This window comes from Sphingomonas sp. Leaf343 (assembly GCF_001423765.1).
Lineage (GTDB): Bacteria > Pseudomonadota > Alphaproteobacteria > Sphingomonadales > Sphingomonadaceae > Sphingomonas.
This window is the reverse complement of sequence record NZ_LMPG01000013.1, coordinates 254,763-275,690: the sequence shown is the minus strand read 5'-3', so window position 1 is coordinate 275,690 and position 20,928 is coordinate 254,763. Positions and strand designations below refer to the sequence as shown.

The 20,928-nt window shown below is 67.3% G+C and carries 21 protein-coding genes; 13 read left to right on the top strand and 8 right to left on the bottom strand.

The window, feature by feature from the left end:
• Positions 1-107: 107 nt before the first annotated feature.
• From ASG07_RS12455 to ASG07_RS16980, 7 genes are all read left to right on the top strand, one after another.
• Positions 108-296 carry a hypothetical protein gene (locus ASG07_RS12455; RefSeq protein ID WP_055846852.1) on the top strand — a complete coding sequence of 63 codons (189 nt, stop codon included), beginning with the start codon at positions 108-110 and terminating at the stop codon, positions 294-296.
• Between the two features lie 93 nt (positions 297-389).
• On the top strand, positions 390-725 hold the full coding sequence (locus ASG07_RS12450; protein WP_236694666.1) for a hypothetical protein: 336 nt from the start codon (positions 390-392) through the stop codon (positions 723-725).
• A 34-nt stretch (positions 726-759) separates the two neighbouring features.
• Positions 760-1,125, top strand: coding sequence for a CsbD family protein (locus tag ASG07_RS12445; RefSeq protein ID WP_055847166.1), 366 nt, complete (start codon positions 760-762; stop codon positions 1,123-1,125).
• Positions 1,126-1,132: 7 nt separating this feature from the next.
• The gene (locus tag ASG07_RS12440) at positions 1,133-2,683 is read left to right on the top strand and encodes a helix-turn-helix transcriptional regulator (protein ID WP_055846849.1); all 1,551 of its coding nucleotides are present in this window, start codon (positions 1,133-1,135) and stop codon (positions 2,681-2,683) included.
• Positions 2,680-2,889, top strand: coding sequence for a hypothetical protein (locus ASG07_RS12435; protein ID WP_055846847.1), 210 nt, complete (start codon positions 2,680-2,682; stop codon positions 2,887-2,889). The genes ASG07_RS12440 and ASG07_RS12435 overlap by 4 nt, the downstream gene beginning before the upstream one ends.
• Before the next feature lie 41 nt (positions 2,890-2,930).
• Positions 2,931-3,812 (top strand): hypothetical protein, encoded by an 882-nt coding sequence (locus ASG07_RS12430; RefSeq protein WP_055846845.1) that lies wholly within the window; start codon positions 2,931-2,933, stop codon positions 3,810-3,812.
• A 63-nt stretch (positions 3,813-3,875) separates the two neighbouring features.
• Complete coding sequence (locus ASG07_RS16980) at positions 3,876-4,016, top strand: entericidin A/B family lipoprotein (RefSeq protein WP_082474777.1); 141 nt, start codon at positions 3,876-3,878, stop codon at positions 4,014-4,016.
• A gap of 55 nt (positions 4,017-4,071) precedes the next feature.
• On the opposite strand, the gene ASG07_RS12425 is transcribed toward ASG07_RS16980, so the two are convergent.
• Positions 4,072-4,293, bottom strand: coding sequence for a hypothetical protein (locus tag ASG07_RS12425; protein WP_055846842.1), 222 nt, complete (start codon positions 4,291-4,293; stop codon positions 4,072-4,074).
• Between the two features lie 5 nt (positions 4,294-4,298).
• Positions 4,299-4,526, bottom strand: a complete 228-nt coding sequence (locus ASG07_RS12420) for a hypothetical protein (protein WP_156361848.1) — start codon at positions 4,524-4,526, stop codon at positions 4,299-4,301.
• A 103-nt stretch (positions 4,527-4,629) separates the two neighbouring features.
• Between ASG07_RS12420 and ASG07_RS12415 the strand changes: the two genes are divergently transcribed.
• Together ASG07_RS12415 and ASG07_RS12410 are read left to right on the top strand one after the other, a co-directional pair.
• Positions 4,630-5,316 (top strand): cell wall hydrolase, encoded by a 687-nt coding sequence (locus ASG07_RS12415; protein ID WP_055846835.1) that lies wholly within the window; start codon positions 4,630-4,632, stop codon positions 5,314-5,316.
• A gap of 32 nt (positions 5,317-5,348) precedes the next feature.
• Positions 5,349-6,266, top strand: coding sequence for an alpha/beta hydrolase family esterase (locus ASG07_RS12410; RefSeq protein WP_082474791.1), 918 nt, complete (start codon positions 5,349-5,351; stop codon positions 6,264-6,266).
• Positions 6,267-6,270: 4 nt separating this feature from the next.
• Here ASG07_RS12410 and ASG07_RS12405 read toward each other — a convergent pair whose 3' ends face one another.
• The 6 genes from ASG07_RS12405 to ASG07_RS12380 form a co-directional block, all read right to left on the bottom strand.
• Positions 6,271-7,551, bottom strand: coding sequence for an MFS transporter (locus ASG07_RS12405; RefSeq protein WP_055846831.1), 1,281 nt, complete (start codon positions 7,549-7,551; stop codon positions 6,271-6,273).
• Positions 7,552-7,614: 63 nt separating this feature from the next.
• Entirely contained in the window at positions 7,615-8,922 is a 1,308-nt protein-coding gene (locus ASG07_RS12400) for an MFS transporter (RefSeq protein ID WP_055846828.1), read from the bottom strand.
• 43 nt (positions 8,923-8,965) lie between these two features.
• Positions 8,966-10,381 (bottom strand): glucuronate isomerase, encoded by a 1,416-nt coding sequence (uxaC, locus tag ASG07_RS12395; protein ID WP_055846824.1) that lies wholly within the window; start codon positions 10,379-10,381, stop codon positions 8,966-8,968.
• On the bottom strand, positions 10,378-11,595 hold the full coding sequence (uxuA, locus tag ASG07_RS12390) for a mannonate dehydratase (protein ID WP_082474776.1): 1,218 nt from the start codon (positions 11,593-11,595) through the stop codon (positions 10,378-10,380). Before uxuA ends, uxaC begins: the two co-directional genes overlap by 4 nt.
• Positions 11,596-11,835: 240 nt before the next feature.
• A complete protein-coding gene (locus ASG07_RS12385; protein WP_055846821.1) occupies positions 11,836-14,871 on the bottom strand; it encodes a TonB-dependent receptor in 3,036 nt (1,011 codons plus the stop codon).
• A 162-nt stretch (positions 14,872-15,033) separates the two neighbouring features.
• Entirely contained in the window at positions 15,034-15,780 is a 747-nt protein-coding gene (locus ASG07_RS12380) for a FadR/GntR family transcriptional regulator (RefSeq protein WP_055846818.1), read from the bottom strand.
• A 207-nt stretch (positions 15,781-15,987) separates the two neighbouring features.
• Here ASG07_RS12380 and ASG07_RS12375 point away from each other — a divergent pair, with 207 nt between their 5' ends.
• From ASG07_RS12375 to ASG07_RS12360, 4 genes are read left to right on the top strand one after another with little or no spacing between them, the layout of a single operon-like run.
• Complete coding sequence (locus ASG07_RS12375) at positions 15,988-17,472, top strand: 3-keto-disaccharide hydrolase (protein WP_236694665.1); 1,485 nt, start codon at positions 15,988-15,990, stop codon at positions 17,470-17,472.
• A 14-nt stretch (positions 17,473-17,486) separates the two neighbouring features.
• On the top strand, positions 17,487-18,800 hold the full coding sequence (locus ASG07_RS12370) for a Gfo/Idh/MocA family protein (RefSeq protein WP_055847155.1): 1,314 nt from the start codon (positions 17,487-17,489) through the stop codon (positions 18,798-18,800).
• Between the two features lie 14 nt (positions 18,801-18,814).
• The gene (locus tag ASG07_RS12365) at positions 18,815-19,663 is read left to right on the top strand and encodes an FAD:protein FMN transferase (protein WP_055846814.1); all 849 of its coding nucleotides are present in this window, start codon (positions 18,815-18,817) and stop codon (positions 19,661-19,663) included.
• Positions 19,663-20,925 (top strand): Gfo/Idh/MocA family protein, encoded by a 1,263-nt coding sequence (locus tag ASG07_RS12360; RefSeq protein WP_055846811.1) that lies wholly within the window; start codon positions 19,663-19,665, stop codon positions 20,923-20,925. The genes ASG07_RS12365 and ASG07_RS12360 overlap by 1 nt, the downstream gene beginning before the upstream one ends.
• The last annotated feature ends 3 nt before the right edge of the window (positions 20,926-20,928 follow it).

The window sequence follows — 20,928 nt, the reverse complement described above, 5'->3', positions numbered from 1 at the left end:
CTGAGCCATCGGGCGGTCATCCGACCGACGGCCCGGTCTGAATCTACCAACGTCCGGGTAGTTCGGCACGATATGGCTGGGGCGTGGTGCGCAGTAAGCAGCATACCATGACCGACAAGAATCCATCCGCTTCGCCCGCCAGCCAAGATGACGGCGATTATTTTCGCAAACGCGCCGCCGATCATCTTCAACTCGCTGAAATAGCGAAAGAATCCGGGTCGAAGGCGATCCATATGCGGTTTCATCGCATCTATCGCGACCGGGCCAGAATGCTGGGGATGGTGCTTCGCGACTAGCGGACCGCGCAAAAATACCAGGAACGGGCCTGTTTGCAATCGGTTGATGCGCCCTGACCGACAGCCCATCGCGGGTTCGGCAGCGGAGGCCCGATGATGAAAGTACCGGCGAACATAGTGCTGGGCATAGTGCTGGGCGCGTTGGCGCTGACGGCCTGTGCGGCCCCCGCGACCCGCATCTCCACGGGGTTGCAGCGTTACGGGCTGGACACGCAGCGAGCGGATTGCGTCGGCGGCCGGTTGCAGGCGGATCTTTCGCTCGGGCAGCTCCAGCAACTGGGACGCGCCGCCGCTGCCTATCGCACCGGCGACAGCGACCCGCAGGCGTTGACCCCGAGCGATCTGTTCCGCGTCGCAGGCGAGGTGAAGGACCCCGCCATCGCCCTTGCCGTCGGGAAGGCGGCTGCGGGTTGCGGTGTGTTGCCCTGACGCCCCACGAATCTTCAGCATGAAGGAAAAGACGATGAACGAAGACGAATTCAAGGGCGGTGCCCGGTATGTCGGCGGCAAGGTCGAGAAGGCGGTCGGCGACGCCGTCGACAGCCGCGACTGGAAGGTCGACGGCGTGGTCGATCAGGTCGCCGGCGGTGCGCAGCATGCCTATGGCCGCGCCCGTTCGATCGTGGGCGATGCGATCGACAGCGCGCCGGAACTGGCCGACGAGGCACGCGACCGGCTGAAGGCGGCCGGCGAGCGGGCGGCGGATGCCGCGCAGAAGGGTGGCAAGGCAGCGGCCGAGACGGTGCGCGATACGCCCACCCTGTGGGCGCTGGCGGCGGCGCTGACCGGATACGGGCTGGCGTGGATGATCCACGGGCGTCGCGGCTGACCATCCCGTGACGACCGCCCCCACCACGAAAGCCCGGACGACGACAGGAGGGTTCAAGTCGCTGCGCGAGACCGCCGATCTGCGCCATCTGCGCCAGATCATCGTCGGTCTGGACGAGGGCGTGATCCTGATCGATCCCGACCAGAGCCTGCTCTGGGCGAACGATGCCGCGCTGGCGATGCACGGCGTGGACGGTCTCGGGGATCTGGGCGCGACAGTGGACGAATATCGCGAGCGGTTCCAGTTGCGATACCGCAACAATCACCGCGTCGAGGCCGACGATTACCCGATCGAGCGGGTCGTGGCGGGCGATTCGTTTTCCGAAGTCGTGGTCGAGGTCACCGTGGCCGGGGAAGACGCGCCCCACTGGGTGCATCAGGTACGCAGTCTGGTCCTGAACGATGCCGACGAGGCGGAGCCGGCGTGTCTGGTGCTCATCATCCAGGACGTGTCCGCGCAATACGAGGCGGAGGACCGGTTCGAACAGTCGTTCAACGCCAACCCCGCGCCTGCGGTGATCTGTCGATTGAGCGATCTGCGGTTCGTGAAGGTCAATCAGGGATTCCTCGACATGACCGGCCACCGCCGCGAGCAGGTGCTGTGCAAGACGGTGTACGACATCGACGTGCTGCGCGGCGCGGATCGGCGTGATCTGGCGAAGGAACGGCTGGCCGAGGGCAGGACCATTCCGCAGATGGAGGCGGAGATCGAGTTGCCGGAGGGCGGGACCAAGCTGGTCATCGTCGCCGGCCAGCCGATCGACATGGACGAACAGCCGTGCATGCTGTTCACCTTCGCCGATCTGGAGCCGCGCCGGAAGGCGGAAGGCGCGTTGCGCCATAGCGAGGAGCGCTTCACCCGCACGTTCCAGATGGCGCCGGTGCCGATGGCGATCGGCGCGCGCGACGGGCACGTGCTGTACGAGGTCAATACCAGCTTCACGCAGATGACCGGCTATCCCGCGACGGAGATCATCGGACGCCCGCTGGGCGAGGTCGAGCTGTGGGAGAATAGCGGCGTAAGGCGGGAGATCGAGGCGGCGATCGACGGCGGTCGCGACCTGCGCGGACACGAAGCGCGCGTACAGGCCAGGGATGGCGCGTCGATCGACTGCCTCGTGTCGACGGAGGCGATCCGGCTGGGCGAGGATGCCTGCGTGCTCTGGGCGTTTCAGGACATCACCCAGCGCAAGGCGACCGAGATCGAACTCGTCGAGGCGATCGAGGCGGTGATGAAGGATACGAGCTGGTTCAGCCGGTCCATCATGGACAAGCTGGCCCGGCTGCGCGCGCCGCAGACCGATACCGAAGGGCCCGGGCTGGACGACCTGACCGCGCGCGAACGCGACGTGCTGGCGCTGATCTGTCGCGGGTATGACGACAAGCGGATCGCCCGCAGTCTGGATGTCGCGAGCAACACCGTGCGCAACCACGTCGCCCGCATCTATGCCAAGATCGGCGTCAATCGTCGCATCGCGGCGGTCGCCTGGGCGCGTGCGCGCGGTTTCGACGGCGAGGGCGTGGCGATCGAGAAACTTAATCGGGAGACGGCGGCATGACCGCGAAGCAGCCACACGACTCCTCGGCCAGCAACGCGTCCGCCGATGGCGGGGCGAAAGCCGCGACCACGCGCGAGGCGAAGGGATCGGTCCACGAGGCGATCGGCAAGCTTATCGGCGACGATGCCGTCCGCGACCGGGGTACCGCCGAAAAGCGTGCCGGTGCGGCCGACGCGGTCGAAACCCGGAAGCCCCGGCGACGCTGAACGCCCCGGAACAGACATCACAGAGTTCAACAGGAGTAATCATGGCTACCGATTTTACCAACGGCGTTTCGCCGATCGATCACGCGCGTCCGGGCAAAACTCCCACCCGCATATCCTGGGGCGCGATCTTCGCCGGCGTCGTGCTGGCGGTCGCGGTCCAGCTGGTGCTGGGCATATTGGGGACCGGCATCGGCCTGACGATGGTCGATCCCGTGGAGGGCACGACGCCCGGCGCGGCAGGCTTCGGCATCGGGGCCGGCGTCTACTGGCTCGTCACCACGGTCCTGGCGCTGGGTGCGGGCGGTTACGCTGCAGCGCGCGTGGCGGGCGTGCATGAGCGGTTCGATGCGCTCGTCCACGGCCTCGTCGTGTGGGGCGTCACGCTGATCCTGACGCTGTACCTGCTGACGTCCGCGGTCGGCGGCATCATCGGCGGCGCATTCCGCACCGTCGGCGCAGTGTCCGGCGCGGTCGGCAGCACCGTGAGTGCCGCGGCCCCCAAGGCCGCGTCGCTGGCCAAGATCGACGAAGACGACGTGCGTCAGGAAGCGTCCGCCTATCTGTCCGACGCTCCCGCCGATCCCGCCCAGATGACGCCGGAACAGGCGCAGAAGGAAATCGCCGGTGAATTGCCGGCGCTTGCGCGCGGTGGTGACGACGGTCGTGAGGCCGAAGCCCGGATCGTCGACATCGTCGCCGCCCAGCGCAAGATCAGCCGCCCCGAGGCGCAGGCCCAGGTCACGCGCGCCAAGCGGCAGTTCGTCCGGACCAAGAACGAGACGATCGCGACCGCCAGGTCGGCGACCGATGCAGCGGCCGGTGCCGCGGCGGGCACGTCGTTCGTGCTGGTGTTCGCACTGCTCGTCGGTGCGGCAGCGGCAGGGTTCGGTGCGACGGCGGCAACGCGCCGCCGGCTCCGTTGATCTGACTGCGGCGGGCCGGTCCGTCCGGTCCGCCGCTCATGTTTTTCAAGGAAGGAATCATCAATGAAGAAGACGATCGTTTTCGCCGCCGTCCTGATGGGCATGGCCTCGCTCGCGGCCTGCAACACGGTGAACGGTGCGGGCAAGGACCTGAAGTCGGCAGGGTCGGCGGTGTCCGACGCATCGGGCGAGAGCAAGAAGTAATGCGTAAGGGAGCGCCGCACCCCGTGCGGCGCTCCTGTACATTCCGATCATCGCATCAGGATGAAACCTGCCAGCTATCCTCGTCCACGGCCGCTTCGGCGGTGCGGCCGAGATGACGATAGAATTGCTCGAAGATCGGCACCGTGAAGGTGACGAGGACCGGATCGCCATCCGGCTCCTTGAAGGTCAATACGACGAAGCGCGTTCCCGTCTCGTCGATCATCAGACCGGTTTCGATCGCGCCGGGGCCGCTGGGGCTGATGACGATTTCCGCCACGCCGGTCAGCTCGGGTGCGCCGCGCTTTCGACGGCATCGTCGCTGCCGTCGGTCGGGATCGCGGCGGGGTCGACCGGCATCGCGTCGCCGGCATCGTCTTCGGATAGCCGCATCTGCTCATAGGCGATCTCCAGATCGGCGACACCCGAACCGGTCGGCTGGATCGGCAGGTCGCCAAAGCCTTCCGGCGCGGGATCGGTCGGGATGTCGGTCGGTGTCCGGTGATCGGTCATCATGCTCTCCTTGATCGGGAATGAGGCAGCAACGCACCGCGCGGCGGCTGGTCGCATGATCGGGTGCTGATCCGCGCGCGAGGCTGGGCTACAGCGCGCCGGCATGGCGCAGGCGCGAGGACAACAGAGGCGGCGTGCGCCCGCGAAACGGCGCAAAACGACGGCGCGGCGGCGGGCCACGTCGCAGCGACGCTGGCTGTTGCTGGTCGGTGTCGTCGTCGCGGTGATTGCCCTGGCGGCGTGGATCGGGTCGCTGCCGCTGCCGGTCGCGCCGCCGAACCGTGCCCGGCCGATGTCGATGGCGGCCGCGCGGGCATCGAACGCGCGCGTGCCGATCGTGGCCGACCGTCTGCGGCGAGCCGCGCGCTTCCGGTTCCGCGGCGGCCCGGCGGCGCGCGAGCAGGCCATCGAATGTCTCGCGACCGCCGCCCTGTACGAGGCCGGCGACGATCGTCGCGGCCAGCGCGCGGTGATGCAGGTCGTGCTGAACCGCGTCGGCGCACGGGGTTTCCCGAAAACCGTCTGCGGCGTCGTCTATCAGGGATCGGCGCGCGTCACCGGGTGCCAGTTCTCGTTCACCTGCGACGGATCGGTCCGGCGGCGGCCGATCCATGCCGGCTGGACGGAGGCGCGGCGTCAGGCGCGGCGGGCGCTGAACGGTCGCGTCTATCCGGAGGTCGGGCGGGCGACGCATTACCATACCGACTGGATGGTGCCGTACTGGCGCGATTCGCTCGTTAAAGTGGCGCGGATCGAGTCGCATCTGTTCTACGTCCGCCGCCGCGATTGACGACCGGCGGTGCGCACCAGCACAAGGCTGTGATGAGCATCGGATCGCATCGTCGCCTTGCGCTGTGGGCGCTCGCCTGTCTCTCCGGCGTGATCGCCACCGGCGCGGCGGCGTGCCCGCTCGCTTCCGGCGGTGCGGCGCGGTTTTCGCCGGGCGCGGGCGCGGCGCCGGTCGGCGTGCATGTTCCGGCGGGCTGGACGGGCGCGCAGGCCGCGCCGCTCGTCATCCTGCTGCACGGCAGCACCGGCACCGGCGCGCAGATGCTGGCGAGTTCCGGCCTGGCGGCGACGGCGGACCTTCACGGCTTTCTGCTCGCCTATCCTGATGGCGGCATCCGCGCCAAGACCGGCTTCGTCTGGAACATCCCCGGCGTGCCGACGGTCGAGGGCAGGCTGCCGGGTCCGGGCGACCGGGACGATGTCGCCTATATCGGCGGGCTGATCGACGGCATGGTCGCGGCGGGCTGCGTCGATCGGGCTCGCGTCTATGTGACGGGCCTGTCGGGAGGCGGGCGAATGGTGTCGTGGCTGGGCTGCGTCGCGCCGGAGCGGTTCGCGGCGATCGCGCCGGTCGTGGGACTGCGTGCGGGCCATCCGCTGGCGTCCGATCCGGCCAGACCCGATCCGGCGACCTGCCGGCCCGCGACGCCGGTGTCGGTCATCGCCTTTGCCGGCGATCGGGACCAGACGAACCCGATCGGGGGCGGTGGCGCAGGATATTGGCGCTATACGATGCACGCGGCGGAGCAGCGCTGGGCGCAGCTGAATGGCTGTCCGGTGCCGCCGATGACGCGGTGGGTGGCCGCCGCCGTATACGAGGAACGCTATGCCGGGTGCAGCGACGGCACCGAGGTCGTCGCATGGATTTCGGTCGGCCGGGGGCATGAATGGGTCGTCGACAACGACACGCTGTGGGCGTTCCTGTCGAGACATCGGCGCCCCGGTCGCTGATCCTTCACGCGCGCGGGTGACGCGGCAGTCGGCGCTCGACCAGCAGGACCGCGCCGGCCGCCAGCAACAGGCACACCGCGAGGAACAGCATCGGTGCGAGATCGCTGCCGGTTTCGTCGCGGATGCGCGGCACGACGGTCTGCGCGACGAAGCCGCCGAGATTGCCGACGGAGTTGATCGCGGCGAACCCCGCCGCCGCCCCGGCCCCGGTCAGGAAGCGGGGTGGTAGCGTCCAGAACACCGGCTGGCCGGAAAATATGGCGGGCGCGGCGATGCACAACAGCGCGAACTTCGCTGCCGCGCCGGGGACGATCACGCTGGCGACGAGCGCCGCCGCGCCGATCAGCGCGGGGGCGACGATGTGCCAGCGCGGGTCCGCGAAGCGCGCGGCATGGCGCGGCACCCACCACAGGGCGAGCGCGACGAGCAGCCACGGGATGACGTTGAGGAAGCCGTTGGCGGTGTTCGAGACGCCGAAGCCGCGGACGATCGTCGGTAGCCAGTAGCTGAGGCCATAGGCGGCAAGCGGAAAGCCCAGATACGCGCCGCACAGCATCAGCACGCGCAGATCGGCCAGCGCGCGCAGCGGATTGCCGTGGGCGACGATGCCGGCAGCGGCGCGTTCGGCCGCCAGCGTGGCGGCGAGCCAAGCCTTCTCGGCGGTCGACAGCCACGGTGCCTCCTCCGGCCCGCGCGGCAGCCAGCGCAGGACGGCGGGCACCAGCAGCAGCGCCGGGATGCCCGTGGCGAGGAACACCCACTGCCAGCCGCGCAACCCGAGCGATCCATCGAGGTCGAGCAGCATCCCCCCGATCGCGGCGCCGACCGCGTTGGCGAAGGCGCTGGCGACCATGAACAGCCCGATCGCCCGCGCGCGGTGCGCCTGCGGGAACCACAAGGTCAGCGCGTAGAGGACGCCGGGAAAGAACCCCGCCTCCGCCATGCCGAGCAGGAACCGCAGGACGTAGAACATCGCCTTGTTGGGCGTGAAGGCGAGCAGCAGCGTGACGAGGCCCCAGCTGGCCATGATCCGCGCGAACCACAGCCGCGCGCCGACGCGTTCGAGGACGAGGTTGCTCGGAATCTCGAACAGGCAATAGCCGATGAAGAACAGCGCCGCGCCGAATCCGTAGGCGGCCTCACTCAGCCCCAGATCGCCGACCATCTGCAATTTGGCATAGGACACGTTCTGACGGTCGATATACGCGACCATGTAGATCAGGCCGAGCAGCGGGATCAGCCGCGTCATCACCCTGCGGACGGTGCGGTCGCCCAGTTCGTCCATCGCTCTATTCCTCCCCCGTGCCGCCCCCTTGTTCGGGCAATCGGGTGCGGGTGCAAGTGGTTGCTAGTCTTCGGTCGCCGCGACCGGAACCGCCGTCTCCAGATTGGGCACCAGCAGATGCACGAGCAGCAGGGCGATCAGGTATGCGCTGCCGGCCCAGAGGAAGACGGGGACGTAGCTGCCCACGGTCTCCAGAACCTGTCCGACATAGCGCGCCATAATCATGCCGCCGACCGCGCCCGCCGCGCCGCCGATGCCCATGACAGAGGCGACCGAGGTGCGCGGGAAGGTATCGGACACCATCGTGTAGAGGTTGGACGACCAGCCCTGATGCGCGGCGGCGGCGACGCCGATGATCGCGACGGCTGAGAACAGGCTGGACACCGTGCTGGCGAAGACGATCGGCGTGACGAGGATCGCGGAGGCGAGCAGCGCCAGTTTCCGGCCGGCATTGACGCTGTAGCCGCGCTTGATGAGCGCCGACGACAGCCATCCGCCGCCGATGCTGCCGACATCCGCCAGCAGGTAGACCGCGATCAGCGGCGGGCCGAAGGTCTTGAGATCGAGGCCGTGGCGCTTGGCGAAGAAATCCGGCAGCCAGAACAGGAACAGATACCAGACCGGATCGGTCAGGAACTTGGCGAGGACGAACGCCCAGGTCGCGCGACGGCGGAACAGCTGCCGCCACGGGATCGTCGCGGTGCCGGCGTGATTCTCCTGATCGGAGGTGATGTAGGCCAGTTCCTGCGGCGTGATGCGCGGGTGCTTCTCCGGCGCGCGATAGAAGGTGAGCCACGCGGCGAGCCAGATGAAGCCGAGCAGACCGGTGATGAAGAACGCCGCCTGCCACCCGTAATTGAGGGCGATCAGCGGCACGACGATCGGCGTCGCGATCGCGCCGACGTTCGCGCCCGCGTTGAGAATGCCGGCGGCGAGCGCGCGCTCCTTTTTCGGAAACCACTCCGCGACCGACTTGATCGCGGCGGGAAAGTTCGCCGATTCCCCCAGGCCGAGCGCGAAGCGGGCGGCGGCGAACCCGCCGGGGCTGCGGACGAAGGCGTGGACCAGCGCGGCGAGGCTCCACACCGTGATCGCCGCCGCATAGCCGAGCTTCGATCCGACCTTGTCGATGATCGGTCCGCAGGCCAGCAGGCCGATCGCGTAGGCGGCCTGGAACCAGAATACGATCATGCCGTAATCGATCTCGGACCAGCCGAGTTCGTTCTGCAACGTCGGCTTCAGGATGCCGATGACCTGACGGTCGATGTAGTTGATCGTGGTCGCGAAGAAGAGCAGCGCGCAGATCACCCAGCGGACGTTCCCGCCCGCCTTGGTCGGGGGGGCGGCGATCGCCTCGCTGGAACCGTTCACGCGCACTCTCCCGGCAGATCATGATTGGGTCGGACGGCTGGACTCACAGCCGGTAGGCGCGGCGGACGAGACCCACGGTCAGGTCGTGCGCCAGTTCCGCCGCTTCCCAGTCCGCCAGCCGATGTTCGGCGACGAGACGGGCGAGCCACGCACAGTCGACGCGGCGGGCGACGTCGTGGCGCGCGGGGATCGACAGGAAGGCGCGCGTATCGTCGTTGAAACCGACCGTGTTGTAGAAGCCGGCGGTCTCCGTCGTCATCTCGCGATAGCGGCGCATCCCCTCCGGCGAATCGTGGAACCACCATGCCGGGCCGAGCTTCAGGCACGGATAATGGCCGGCCAGGGGCGCGAGTTCGCGCGTGTAGGTGGTTTCGTCCAGCGTGAAGAGGATGATCGTCAGCGAGGGTTCGTTGCCGAACGCCTCCAGCAGCGGGCGCAGGCCGTTGACGAAATCCGCCCGCATCGGGATGTCCGCACCCCGGTCGCGGCCGTGGCTGGCGAACAGTGCGGCGTTGTGGTTGCGATAGCTGCCCGGATGGATCTGCATCACCATGCCATCCTCGACCGACATGCGCGCCATTTCGGTCAGCATCTGCGCGCGGAACAGCTCGGCATCGGCGGCGGTGACATCCGGACGGATCACGCGCTCGAACAGTGCCGCCGCTTCACCGGCATCGAGATTGGCAGTGCGGGCGGTGGCGTGGCCGTGATCGGTCGCGGTCGCGCCGGCGGCACGGAAATCCGCGCGGCGCTGGCGGTGCGCGGCGAGATAGCCGGTCCAGCTCCAGACATCCTCGCCGGTCAGTTCGCCGAACCGCTCCATCGTCGGGCGGAAGGCTTCGTGTTCGACGTCGATCACGCCGTCCGGGCGATAGGTGGTGACGACGCGGCCCTGCCAGCCGGAAGCGCGGATGGCGCGGTGCGCGTCGAGGGGATCGTCCGCGCCCTCCGTCGTCGCGAGGAATTCAATGTCGAACCGCTCGAACAGCGCGCGCGGGCGGAAGGCGTCGCTGGCGAGCAGTTCGCCGATGCGATCGAAGTAGAGATCGCTGGTGCCGGCATCGAGCGCGACGTCGAAGCCGAGCACCTCGGCGAAGACATGGTCGAGCCACAGTTGCGAGGGCGTGCCGCGGAACAGGTGCATGTTTTCGGCGAGCGTGCGCCAAGCCTCCCGCGGATCGACCTGCGGCGGTCCGCTGCGCGAGGGCACGCCGAGCCGGTCGAGCGCGATCCCCTGGCTGTAGAGCATGCGGTAGAGATAATGGTCGGGCGACAGCAACAGGCTGGTCGCGTCGGTCCACGCCGCGTCGGTGGCGAACCAGCGCGGATCGGTATGGCCGTGCGGCGACACGATCGGCAGTCTGCCGATCTGCGCATACAGGCTGCGGGCGATCGCCCGCTGATCCGGGTCGCTGGGGAAGAGGCGATCGTCGGACAGGCGGAGCGGACGGGCGGTCATGCCGCCACCGTCGCGCGCGTCGGCGCGGTCGCGCGGGCGGCGGTCGCGTGGGTGGCGGTCGCGTGGGCGATGCCGCGTTCCAGCCCGCGCAGTTCGGCGAGACCGCGCATCCGCCCGATCAGCGAATAGCCCGGCAACGTCCGCTTCGACAGGTCGTCGAGCATCTGGTGACCGTGGTCGGGGCGCATCGGGATCGAACGCCCTTCGCGCGTTTGCAGATCGTGGATCGCGGCGACCAGCGAAACCATGCCGGCGTCTCCTTCCAGATGGGGAGCCTCGTGGAACGCGCCGCCGGGTTCGCGCTGGACGGAGCGGAGGTGCAGGAAGCCGATGCGGCTGCCCAGGCGATCGATCATGCCGGGCAGGTCGTTGTCGGCGCGCGCACCGAACGATCCGGCGCAGAAGCACAGGCCGTTCGACCGGTTGGGCACGCGGCGGAACAGCGTGGCGACATCGTCCTCGGTGCTGACCACGCGGGGCAGGCCGAACAGCGGGAAGGGCGGATCGTCCGGATGGACGACGAGCTGGATGCCGAGTTCGTCCGCCAGCGGGCAGACCGCCTCCAGAAAGGCGACGTGGTTGGCGCGCAGCGTGTCGGCGTCGATGGCGTCATATTCGGCCAGCGCCTGACGGAACTGGTCGCTGGTGAAGGCTTCCTCGCTGCCGGGCAGGCCGGCGATGACGGTGCGTTCCAGATGACGGCGCTGATCGTCGTCCATCGCGTGGAAGCGCCGCGCCGCCCGGTCGAGCATCGCCGCATCGTAGGAACGCTCCGCTCCCTCGCGACGCAGGATGTGGAGGTCGTAGACCGCCGCCGCCTCTAGTTCGAAGCGCAGTGCGAGCGCGCCGTCCGGCATTGCCCAGCCGAGATCGGTGCGCGTCCAGTCGAGCACCGGCATGAAGTTATAGGTGATCGTGCGGATGTCGCAGGCGGCGAGATTGCGCAGGCTCTGGCGGTAATGATCGATCAGCGCGTCCCAGTCGCCGCTGCGGGTCTTGATGCCTTCGTGGACGGGAAGGCTTTCGACCACCGACCAGTCGAGGCCGGCACCGGCGATCTCCGCCTTGCGCGCGGCGATCGCGTCCGTGTGCCAGATCTCGCCGTTCGCGATCTCGTGCAGCGCGGTGACGATCCCGGTCGCGCCCGCCTGCCGGATGTCGCGCAACGTCACCGGATCGGATGGCCCGAACCAGCGCATCGTCTCGATCATCATCACCCTGTGGTCGTCCCTTTGTGTGGCGCCGGCCGAGCCGGCGTTGATCCTGTCGACCGGTCTAGCATCGTCCGATTTGATAGACCAGCTTCAATGATGCTGTCAGACCAATTCGGACGGCGATTCGTCCCGAAAGAAAAAGGCGGGTGCATCACGTATTCGCGCAATGCACCCGTATCGTTCTATCGGCATCGGTAGGAAAGGCGATGCCGACCGGGGGACGATCCTTGAAGACCGGGATCAGAACTGGAAGTTGACCGCCAGCGCATAGGTGCGGCCGAAATAGGCCGTGTACAGCGGATCCTTGCGATTGGTGTCGACGGTCAGGCGATTGGTTTCGTTGGTGATGTTCGACACTTCGGCGATCAGCTTGATGTTCTCGCTGATGTTGTACGAGGCCGAGGCGTCGACGAAGATCGAGCTGGCGTTGGACGTCGAATCCGCATCGACCGAACCGCTGGGCACCGCCGTCAGGAAGGCGGAGCGGTAGTTGAGCGTCGAGCGGATGCTGAACCGGCTATCCTCGTAATAGATCGTGCCGCTGGCGGTCTCCGGCGACAGGCCGACGAGCGGCGCGGTGCGCGTCAGCGTCGAGGAGATGACATAGTCGATGTTCGACCGCACGCGCGTGAAGTTCGCCAGCGCGCCGAAATTGCGCAGCACCCCCGGCAGGAAGGTGAACGGCAATTGCACGTTCACCTCGAACCCGCGCAGCGGCCCGCCCGGCGTGTTGTTGCTGCGCTGGACGGTGAACTGGTCGCCGGGCCGCAACTGCGTGCCGTTCAGCAGCGTCAGCGGCAGGCCAATATCCTGGAACGCCACCGACTGGCTGGTCGTCTGGATGTAGGTCTCGATGTTCTTGTAGAAATAGGCGACCGAGATCAGCGATCCGGGTGCGAAATACCATTCGAGCGAGGCGTCGAAGGTGTTGGCGCGGATCGGGTCTAGGAACGGGTTGCTGAACGATGCGGTCTGGATCACCAGATTGGCGGAACCGGCGGGGATCAGCTGGCCATAGGAGGGGCGCGACATCACCCGCGCCGCGGAGGCGCGTGCGATAAGTTCGGGCGTGATATCCAGCGCCAGGTTCATCGACGGCAGCCAGTCGTCGTACTTGCGACCGACGTTCGAGATCACGAAGCGCGACGGATACAGCGATCCGCTCGGAGCCGCCGTGGTGATCGGGCCATAGGTGTCGAGGTTGGTGTGGACGTAGCGCACGCCGGCATCGCCCCGCAGCTTGAACGGCAGGATGTCCTCGGTGTTGAACTTCGTCATCAGATAGCCGGAGCTGTACTTCTCCTCGACGCCGCCGAACGTGCCCTTGGCGCATTCGACGCTGCAATAGACATAGCCGTCGAGGCCGATCGCCGAGCGGAACTTGTCCGGATCGATCGAGACGAAATCCTGCAGTTGGCCATCGAGGTTCTTGCCGACGCCGCTGGTGACGAACGAGAAGTCGGCGATCGAGACGCCGGAGGGCAGCGCCAGCGGCGTGTTGGTCGCCAGTTGCCGTTCGCGCGCGGTGTATTTGTTGGTGCGGTACTGGCCACCGAACTGCAGCGTGAAGTTGCGGGCGGCTTCCCATTCGCCGTTCAGTTCGAACGTCTTGCTGGTGATCGTATTGCGGCGGATGAAGTTCGACAGCTGACCCTGCTGGTCGCCGTTCGACAGCGGCGGGCCATAGCGGAACAGCGCGGGATTGGTGGTGTCGATCCCGTAGTCGATCTTCGGGATATCCGCATTGTCGCGGAAATCGATGCCCCAGTTGCGCGTGTCGTTCGAGTCGATCGCGACCTGAAGCCGGTTCACGTCGAGGCGCGACTGGTTGATGCCGGCCAGACCGAACACGCGGAACGTGTCGGAAAAGCGGTGATCGATGTTGAGATTGGCCTGCTTGTATTCGGACTTGAACCGCTCGTCCTGCATTTCCGAGCGGAGGTCGACGCCGTCGAACAGGCCGTGGACCAGCGATCCGTTCTCGTCGACCTCGATCTCCCGCACCGACGTCAGCGGCTGGCCGTTGTTCGAGATGGCGCGGCCGAACGAGCGCGCGTCGAACATCGTGTCGAGGCGGTTGACCTTGAAGCGCGAATACAGGCCGTCGATCGAGATGTCGGTGTTGTCGCCCGGCTTCCATTGCAGCGTCAGCGATCCGGCCAGACGCTCCTGATCCTGGCTGCTCTTCACCGGGCGCGGCAGGCGGGGCAGATAGACGCCGCCGCCGGGGCGGCCGTTCACGCCGGTCCGCGCCATGATATAGTCATAGGCGGCGGCGGTGCCCGTGCGTGGATTGCCGGTACTGCAATTATTGGCGTCCGCGCCGATCGGCACGCCGTTGGGCTGCGTGTAGCCGACGGTCGGGCTGTTCGTCGCCGCGCCGCGGAACGAATATCCGACCGGCGTACAGAAGGGGAAGATCACACCGGCGTTGGGCGTGCCGGCGGGTTGCGCCAGACCGTAGACGGTGGTCGGCACGACATCGACCGCCGAATACGCATATTCGTCGATATGGCGCTTCGAATAGGCGATGCTGCCCAATATGCCGAACGTGTCGCCGAACTTCTTCGACACCAAGGCGGACAGGCGCGGGTCGATGTCCTTCTTGATGTCGTTGTAGATGCCGCGCGCGGTGCCGGAGAACACGAAGTCCTTCTTCTGGTCGAACGGCTTGGGCGCGCGCAGGTCGACGGTCGCGCCCAGCGATCCTTCCTCGACATCCGCCGACAAGGTCTTGCGGACCGACAGGCTGGAGAAGATCTCGGTCGGGAAGGTGACGAAGTCGAAGGAACGCCCGGTGGCGACGCCGCCGCGGATGTCGCTGCCGCTGACCTGCGACACGCCTTCCATGCCGTTGATGCGGACGCGGGTGAACTGCGCGCCCAGACCGCGGACGGAGATGTTGCGACCCTCGCCGCCATCACCGCGCGACAGGGCGACGCCGGGGATGCGCTGCATCGATTCGGCGAGGTTCGAATCGGGGAACTTGCCGATATCCTCCGCGACGATGCTGTCGATCGCGGCGGTTTCGTTGCGCTTCTGGTTGAGGGCGTTGTTCAGCGATGCCCGGAAACCGGTGACGACGATGTCGGCATTGTCGCCGGATTCGGTCACCTGCGGCGGGGTTTCTTGGTCGGCGGTGGCAGCGGCCGGGGACGGGGTCTGCGGCGACAGGGCGGCGCCAGCATCCTGAGCGAAGGCCGGGCTGGCCGCGATCAGGCTCAGCAGGCTGATCGAGACGTAAAGGTGGCGCTTATGGCCGTGCTGACAGGTCAAAACCCTCTCCCCTTTTCAACGATCGGCCGCATGTTCGCGGTCCTGACCGTGCAAATGGCAGTGGCTCGATGCCCTGCCTTACATGTCAGGTATCAATGTAAGGGAGATATGACAAGTGCGTCTTACAACAAACGATCGATCAGTGGCCGGGCGCGGAATGGTTCAGACCGAACGGCGCGCCAGCGCATGACGACGCTGCACCGCCTCGGCGCGGGCGCGTTCGACCGCCTCGGTTTCGGTGACGTCGAGCAGATGGTCGATCACGCGACTGAGATGGTCGCGCATGGCGTTGCGCGCATCGACCGGCGAGCGCGCCTCGAGGGCGCTCAGGATGCGGCCATGTTCGGCCATGCGGCTTTCGGTGCCGAGGCTGCCGGCCTTGAGCAGGACCTCGCGCGCCAGCGGCGACCGGAAGCGCATATCCCAGAAGTCGGTGACCGCGGCGATGATGACGGCGTTGCCCGTCGCCTCCGCGATGGCGATGTGGAAGCGGCGGTCGGCATCCTCGGCCGCGGCGTTGTCGGTCTGCTTCATCTGCGCCAGCAAGGACCGTAATTCAGCGAGTTGCGCGGCATCGATCTCGGTCGCGGCGACGGCGGCGACTTCGCCTTCCAGCAGGCGGCGGGCTTCGGTGATCTCGAACGCCCCGATGTCGAGTTCCCGATCCGCGTCGGCGGTGCCGGTCGCCATCACGAAGACGCCGGACCCTTTCCGGGCCTCGACCATGCCCTGCATCTCCAGCGCGATCATCGCCTCGCGGACGGTGGGGCGACTGACCTTGAACCGTTCGGTCAGGTCGCGTTCGGCGGGCAGGCGCGATCCGACGGGAAACAGGCCGGCGGCGATATCGGTCATGATCGCATCGACGATCCGGCGATACAGCTTGCCGCCACTCTCTGTCTTGCGCATTCCAGTTCCTCTGCTCGACGCTGCCGACCGACTGTAGCGGAAAGTCGGTTTGGCGACAAATGTCTGACATCTCTATTGCGTGTGGTCCGACCACGATTTAGGGTCGGTGGCAGGAGAGGTGCGACAAGCACCGGTGCATACATGATAACAGGCGAAGGCCGATGCCGCGATTCGCGTCAGGTCGATCGCCCAGCAGGGGCAAGGCACATGAGGATGGTCCGAGGGTTTGCGGTTCTGGCCGTGGCGACCGCATCGCTGGCCGCAGCCGGATCGGTTCCGGCGGCCGCGCCGGTTGAGGTGGGGCAGGCTCAGTCGAACCAGGCTCAGGCGAAACAGGCGGATGCGCCGTGGCGCGACGTGACGCCGCGCGCCGGTCTGGCCGGCTGGCATGCGGTCGGCGGCAAGGCGACCTATGCAGTCGCGGACGGCGAACTGGTCGGACGCGCGGAGATCAGCAAGACGAACAGCTGGCTGGTGTCGGACGCGCAATATGGCGACTTCATCATCGAATTCGATGCGAAGACCGATCCGAAGCTGAATTCCGGCGTGATGATCCGGGGGCAGAGCCGGCCGGATTACAGGAACGGCGTCGTATTCGGCTATCAGGCGGAGATCGACCCGTCGAAGCGCGCGTGGAGTGGCGGGCTGTACGACGAGCAGCGGCGGCAATGGCTCTATACGCTGGGCCGTAACGAGGCGGCGCGGCGGACCTTCCGGTCGGGCGACTGGAATCATTACCGGGTGGAGGCGATCGGCGACCGGCTGAGGACGTGGGTCAACGGCGTGCCGGCGGCGGACGTGGTCGACGATGTCGACGCGCGCGGCTTCATCGCGTTCCAGGTCCACGCCATTCCGGACGACGAGGCGGCGCGGCATCCGGAAGCGCGGTTCCGCAACGTGCGGATGATTACCGACCGGCCCGCGCGCTTCGCGCTGCCTGAGACGGGGCCAGCGACGGGGTCCGCGACGGGGCCAGCGACGGGGATCGAGCAGCAGGGCTGGCTGTCGAACCGCCTGTCGAGCGGCGAACAACGCGCTGGATGGAAGCTGTTGTGGGACGGCAGGACGGCGAAAGGCTGGCGCAGCGCGAAGGCGGCCGGCTTTCCCAAGAAGGGCTGGTCGATGGCGAACGGCCTGCTGACGGTCGAGGGCGCGGGCGGTGCGGAGTCGACCAATGGCGGCGACATCATCACGACGCGCGACTACCGCAATTTCGAGCTTTCGGTCGATTTCCGCCTGACCGAGGGGGCGAACAGCGGCATCAAGTATTTCGTCGACCCCAATCTGTTGAAGGGTGACGGATCGGCGATCGGGCTGGAGTATCAGTTGCTGGACGATGCCCGGCATCCGGACGCCAAGATGGGCCGCGACGGCAACCGCACGATCGGGTCGCTGTACGACCTCATCACCGCGCGCAACCTGCTCGACCCGGACAGCCCGGGCAAGCGGGTCAACCCGCCGGGCGAGTGGAACCGCGCCGTCATCGTCGTGCGCGGCAAGCATGTCGAGCATTGGCTGAACGGCTTCAAGGTCGTCGACTACGAGCGCGGCTCGCCGGAGTTCCGGGCGCTGGTCGCGCAGAGCAAATACGCCAAATGGCCGAATTTCGGCGAGTGGGAGCAGGGGCCGATCCTGTTGCAGGATCACGGCAACCGCGTCGATTTCCGATCTATCAAGATCCGCGAACTTTAAGGGGGATGGGATACATGCTCGACCGTCGCACGATGATGACCGGGGCCGGCGCGGCGCTGGGGATCGCGATCAGCGCGCGCAGCTATGCGCAGATCAAGGGCGCGAACGACCGGCTGCGGGTGGCCGTGGTCGGCGTCAACGGCCGCGGACAGGCGCATATGAGCGCCTTCGCGAAGCAGCCGAACGTCGAGATCACGCATCTGGTCGATTGCGATTCCGCGGTGCTGGCGAAACGCGCCGCCGCCTTCGCCGCCAAGGGCAATGCGAGGATCAAGACCGAGGCCGATTACCGACGGTTGCTGGACAAGAAGGCGGTCGACATCGTCACCGTCGCGACGCCCGATCACTGGCATGCCAAGCTGGCGATCGACGCGATGGATTCGGGGCGCCACTGCTATATCGAAAAGCCGATCGGGATCGCGCCGGCCGAGGGCGAGGCGCTGATCGCCGCGCAGAAGCGCACCGGGCGGACGTTGCAGGTCGGCAACCAGCAGCGCAGCAGCCGCGAGACGCAGCAGCTTCGTACGATGATCCAGGCGGGCGAACTGGGCGACGTGTACGAGGCGCAGACCTGGTACGCGAACAATCGCAAGTCGATCGGCAACGGCAAGGAGGTCGCGCCGCCGGCCGAGCTGAACTGGGACATGTGGCAGGGGCCACGCCCGCGCGGGTCGTACCGGTCGAACCTGGTCCACTACAACTGGCACTGGTTCTGGAAGTACGGCACCGGCGAGATCTGCAACAACGCGATGCACGAACTGGACGTGGCGCGCTGGTTGATGGGCGTGACCTATCCGAAGACGGTGTCGGCGCGCGGCGCGCGGCGCTTCTATCAGGGCGACGATTGGGAGATGTACGATTCGCTCGCGCTCGACCTGATCTACGACAATGATCGCGCGATCCGCTGGAACGGGCAGAGCTGCAACGGGCAGCTGACCTATGGCCGCGGGCGTGGCGTGCTGTTGCTGGGCACGAAGGGATCGGCGGTGGTCGATCGCAACGGGTTCGAGCTGTACGATCTGGCCGGCAAGTCGATCCGGCAGGTGACCGCGCCGAACAGTTCGGAGACGACGGGCACGGTCGGGGAGGGGGCGCTGGACGTGTATCACGCCGCCAATTTCCTCGATGTGATCCGTGGTCGATCGAACCAGCTCGCCTCCCCGATTGCGGAGGGGCATATCAGTACGACGTTGTGCCATCTGGGAAATATGGCGTATCGGACGAAGAGCGTGCTGACCGTCGACCCCACCACCGGCAAGCCGACCAGCGCGGAGGCGATGAAGCTGTGGTCCGTGGACTATCAGCCCGGCTGGGAGGTCAAGGCCTGACGCCGGATGCGATCATGACGCTGGACGCGCGACCATCGTCGGACAGCACGGGTATCGCGTGCTTCTTCGCGATGGGCACGCGCGTGGAATTGCACCGGTTCGGTCCCGGCGACGACGACGCGCTGATGCTGGCGCGGCGCGCGATCGAGGCGGTGGACGATGCGCTGACGATCCATCGCCCGTCCGTGACGACGGCGCTGAACGAGGCGTTGCTTGCGGGGCAGGGCGTCGCGGTGGACGATCCGGTGCTGTTCGACGCGCTGGTCGCGATCGACGCGGCACGGGACCTGACGCTCGGGCTGTTCGACCCGACCGCCGATGCGCGGCAGGCAGGCGGGTGGAGCGACGTGCAGTTCGACGAAGGTACTCGCCGTATCGCCGCGCTCCAGCCGCTCGCGCTGGATTTCGGCGGGTTCGGCAAGGGCTTCGCGCTCGACCGGGCGGCGGCGGAACTGCGCCGGGCGGGCGTCTCCTGCGCGCTGCTGTCGGCGGGGGAGAGTTCGATCGCGGTGATCGGCGAGCATCCGCTGGGTGGCGGCTGGCCGTTCTCGATCCCCGATCCGCTGCGCCCCGACCGCGTGCTGATCGAGCTGGAGTTGGCCGACGAGGCGCTGTCGATCTCGTCCACGGTCGGGGCCGGCACGCTCGCGCCCGGTCGTGCGGCGATGATCCGGCCGACCGATGCCGCCGTCATCAGCGCCGCGCGATCCGCCGTGGTGGTCGATCGCAGCGGATCGCATGCGGAGATGCTCAGCACCGCGCTGATCGTCGCCGCCGACGACGAGGTCGCGCGCCTGCGGGGCGGTGCGCGGCGGTTCCTGTTCGATCTTGCCCCCGTTGAATCAGCCAGGATGCTTGTGTGATGACCGAGAAGGATTTCGACCTCACGCGCCGATCGTTCATCGATCGCGTGCTGATGGCCACGGCGGGCGCGGCGATGTCCGCGGCGACGCCCTGGGCCGCGATGGCAGCGGGGGCGCAGACGCTGGGCACGGGCAAGGTGCGGCTGGGCGTGATCGGCACGGGCGATCGCGGTCGCGCGTTGATCCAGAATATCGGCAAGACGCGCAACTGCATGGTCGCCGCGATCTGCGACACCTATGCACCCAATATCGTCAAGGCGCAGCAATGGGTCGCGGCGGGGACGCCGACCTTCGCCGATCATCGCGCTATGCTGGACGCGGGCGGGCTGGACGCGGTGGTGATCGCGACGCCGCTGAACATGCACGCGAAGCACAGCATGGATGCGTTCGACGCCGGCCTGCATGTCTGGTGCGAGAAGGCGATGGCGCGGACGATCGCCGATTGCGGCGCGATGGTCCGCAAGTCGCAGGACAGCCGCAAGGTGCTCCAGATCGGGCACCAGCGCATGTTCCATCCGACCTACCTCAACGCGCTGCGCAGGGTGAAGGCCGGTGAGATCGGCACGATCACGCAGATCCGGGCGAGCTGGCACCGCAACAACAGCTGGCGGCGGCCGGTGCCGGCGGACAGCAACGATCGCCGCATCAACTGGCGGCTGTACCGCGAAAGCTCCGCCGGGCTGATGACGGAGCTGGCGACGCACCAGCTACAGGTCGGCAACTGGTTCCTCGACGGCGTGCCGACGCGCGTGCTGGGCTCCGGCAGCATCTGCTACTGGAAGGACGGGCGCGAGGTGTACGACCATGTCGCGCTGATCTACGAATATGCGGGCGGGCGGAAGTTCATCTACACGTCGCTGCTGAACAATGCGCGCTATGGCTGCGAGGAGCAGATCCAGGGGAGCAAGGGATCGATCGAGCCCGAACTCGGCCGCATCTATCAGGAAATCCCGCCCAAGACGCTGGCGCTGCAACGGATGCAGGCCGACGTGAAGCGCGGGCACAAGCGCGTCGTGCCGATCGGTGGCGCGACGTGGTTCCCGGAATTGCCCGTCACCACGCCGGGCGATTCGCTCGGCTGGGGCGAATATGACGAGACGATGCTCCAGTTCGAGGGCTTCGGAGAGGCGGTGCGATCGGGCAAGCCGCTGCCGGGGCTTTTGTATCAGGCGTATAATGCCAGCGTCGCGTCGCTGCTGGGCGAACAGGCGATGGACAAGGGCGAGGCGCTGACCTGGCCGACCGGCCTCGTGACCATTTAAGGG

Bases quoted from the DNA above. Each gene is read 5' to 3' on its own strand.
- ASG07_RS12450 (WP_236694666.1), top strand. From the start codon at position 390: ATGATGAAAGTACCGGCGAACATAGTGCTGGGCATAGTGCTGGGCGCG.
- ASG07_RS12420 (WP_156361848.1), bottom strand. From the start codon at position 4,526: ATGACCGATCACCGGACACCGACCGACATCCCGACCGATCCCGCGCCG.
- ASG07_RS12410 (WP_082474791.1), top strand. From the start codon at position 5,349: ATGAGCATCGGATCGCATCGTCGCCTTGCGCTGTGGGCGCTCGCCTGT.
- ASG07_RS12360 (WP_055846811.1), top strand. From the start codon at position 19,663: ATGACCGAGAAGGATTTCGACCTCACGCGCCGATCGTTCATCGATCGC.
- ASG07_RS12455 (WP_055846852.1), top strand. From the start codon at position 108: ATGACCGACAAGAATCCATCCGCTTCGCCCGCCAGCCAAGATGACGGC.
- ASG07_RS12370 (WP_055847155.1), top strand. From the start codon at position 17,487: ATGCTCGACCGTCGCACGATGATGACCGGGGCCGGCGCGGCGCTGGGG.
- ASG07_RS12445 (WP_055847166.1), top strand. From the start codon at position 760: ATGAACGAAGACGAATTCAAGGGCGGTGCCCGGTATGTCGGCGGCAAG.
- ASG07_RS12430 (WP_055846845.1), top strand. From the start codon at position 2,931: ATGGCTACCGATTTTACCAACGGCGTTTCGCCGATCGATCACGCGCGT.
- ASG07_RS12365 (WP_055846814.1), top strand. From the start codon at position 18,815: ATGACGCTGGACGCGCGACCATCGTCGGACAGCACGGGTATCGCGTGC.
- ASG07_RS12415 (WP_055846835.1), top strand. From the start codon at position 4,630: ATGGCGCAGGCGCGAGGACAACAGAGGCGGCGTGCGCCCGCGAAACGG.
- ASG07_RS16980 (WP_082474777.1), top strand. From the start codon at position 3,876: ATGAAGAAGACGATCGTTTTCGCCGCCGTCCTGATGGGCATGGCCTCG.
- ASG07_RS12375 (WP_236694665.1), top strand. From the start codon at position 15,988: ATGAGGATGGTCCGAGGGTTTGCGGTTCTGGCCGTGGCGACCGCATCG.
- uxuA (WP_082474776.1), bottom strand. From the start codon at position 11,595: ATGATGATCGAGACGATGCGCTGGTTCGGGCCATCCGATCCGGTGACG.
- ASG07_RS12435 (WP_055846847.1), top strand. From the start codon at position 2,680: ATGACCGCGAAGCAGCCACACGACTCCTCGGCCAGCAACGCGTCCGCC.
- ASG07_RS12405 (WP_055846831.1), bottom strand. From the start codon at position 7,551: ATGGACGAACTGGGCGACCGCACCGTCCGCAGGGTGATGACGCGGCTG.
- uxaC (WP_055846824.1), bottom strand. From the start codon at position 10,381: ATGACCGCCCGTCCGCTCCGCCTGTCCGACGATCGCCTCTTCCCCAGC.
- ASG07_RS12380 (WP_055846818.1), bottom strand. From the start codon at position 15,780: ATGCGCAAGACAGAGAGTGGCGGCAAGCTGTATCGCCGGATCGTCGAT.